2 protein-coding genes are annotated in these 1745 nt (G+C 61.4%); both read left to right on the top strand.

Going from position 1 to position 1745, the window contains the following annotated elements:
* Nucleotides 1-443: 443 nt before the first annotated feature.
* Nucleotides 444-1184: a GntR family transcriptional regulator gene (locus tag EN991_RS34980; protein ID WP_013528582.1), complete on the top strand. Its 741-nt coding sequence runs from the start codon at nucleotides 444-446 to the stop codon at nucleotides 1182-1184.
* 177 nt (nucleotides 1185-1361) lie between these two features.
* Nucleotides 1362-1745 (top strand): AMP-binding protein (locus EN991_RS34985; RefSeq protein ID WP_164769621.1); only part of this gene is annotated, 384 nt, incomplete at its 3' end.

The following is a 1745-nucleotide window of genomic DNA, read 5'->3' on the forward strand; positions in this document are numbered from 1 at the left end:
AATCAGGACGGCAGCCGATAAGGCAGCCGGTTGACCAGCAGTGTTCCCGCGTCAGCCCTGCATGCCGGCTAAAGGTTCTGGTGCCGGGCGGGTTTGTGAAGCTTTTGGGGCAACGGCATCGGATGTGAGCGATTGCCTGATTCGGTTTTCAGCTCCGTCGTCTATGCCCAAAGCAGACAGTTGATCTCGCGCGAATACAAAAGAACAAAAAGAACAGATTCTCCTGCGTGCATACAAAACATGTTAAGTGCCCGCAGGTTGTGAAAAAGCGCGGAATTACAGCACTGAACTCCGAAATGCCGCATATTCCTTTGTGCTAAAGTACAATAACGTGATCTTCTGCTTGAGCAGGCGAATCTTCGCGCTGTATGGTACAAGTACGAGAAGGCGAATGCTTTCGGACTCGAATCGCCCGGGACAAGTCCTGGGGACAAGGAGTCGCTTTGACATACGGAGCTGCCAATCTGAACGACGACGCTGCCGGACCGAAGAGCACGCTTGCCACTACGGTCTATCAGCAATTGCGGGACGATCTTCTCGGCGGTGTCCTTGAAGCCGAGAGCAAGCTGCGGGTCGAGTGGGTGGTCTCCAAATATGGAGCCGGCGCCTCGCCTGTCCGCGAAGCCCTCAATCGCCTCGCCTCGGAAGGGCTTCTCGGCCGGCACGACCAGCGCGGCTTCTTCATCATGCCGGTCAGCGCCTCGGAACTCGAGGAGCTGACGCGCACCCGCTGCTGGCTCGAGGAGCGAGCGCTTCGCGAATCCATCACCCACCGCACCGCCGAATGGGAAGAACAGCTCGTGCTGGCGCTGCATCGCCTGGGACGCGCGTCACGCCTGGCACCGCAGAATCTCTTCTCGCTCAATCCCGATTGGGAGAGGCTGCATCGCATCTTCCACAGGGTGCTGATTTCGGCCTGCCGGTCGCAATGGCTGGTGGGGTTTTGCGACCAGCTCTCCGATCACGCCTATCGCTACCGGCAAATGGCCAATGATGGCGAAGGCGTCCAGCGCGACGATTTCGGCGAGCATCGTCTGATCGCCGAATATGCCCTGGACGGCAATGCCGACGGTGCCGTCGAGGCCCTGCTCAACCACTACCGGTTGACTGCGGCCATGTGCATGAAGCGCTTCGAGCAGGACGAGGAAACGAAAGAAATCGCCGGCAAACGCGCTCGGCGATAGCAGTCGTTTCCTGGCGGGTCTCTTGTGCTCGTTTCTTGCACGCAACCTGCGTCGGCGCGGCCGGCGTGAACCGCTGTCGGCGGGCTTGACGGCGCGGCCAAGAACCGCGAACTCTCGCCGCCGAGGCATGCCGCGACAGGCGCATGCTCAGCGCCGCAGCACCCCAGGGAAGCCTTCATGAGCAATCATCTGTTCGATGCGTTCCGGTTCCGGATGCCGGCGCCAGCGCGCTTGCTGATGGAAACCGATGATGGCCGCTCGATCACCTATGGCGATATGCTGGCCCGCTCGGCGCAGCTTGCGCATGCGCTCCTGCAACTGGATGTCGAGCCCGGTGACCGCGTTGCCGTGCAGGTCGAGAAGAGCCCGGAAGCGGTCATGCTCTATCTCGCCTGCCTGCGCGCCGGCGCCGTCTTCCTGCCGCTCAACACCGCCTACACGCTGGCTGAGCTGGAGTATTTCTTCGGCGACGCGGAACCACGCCTAGTCGTCTGCGATCCGGCAAGAGCGGCCGACATCGGCGCGCTGGCGGAAAAGACGGGCGCCGTCACCGTCACGCTC

This window comes from Mesorhizobium sp. M7A.F.Ca.US.005.03.2.1 (assembly GCF_003997795.1).
GTDB classification, from domain to species: Bacteria; Pseudomonadota; Alphaproteobacteria; order Rhizobiales; family Rhizobiaceae; genus Mesorhizobium; species Mesorhizobium ciceri.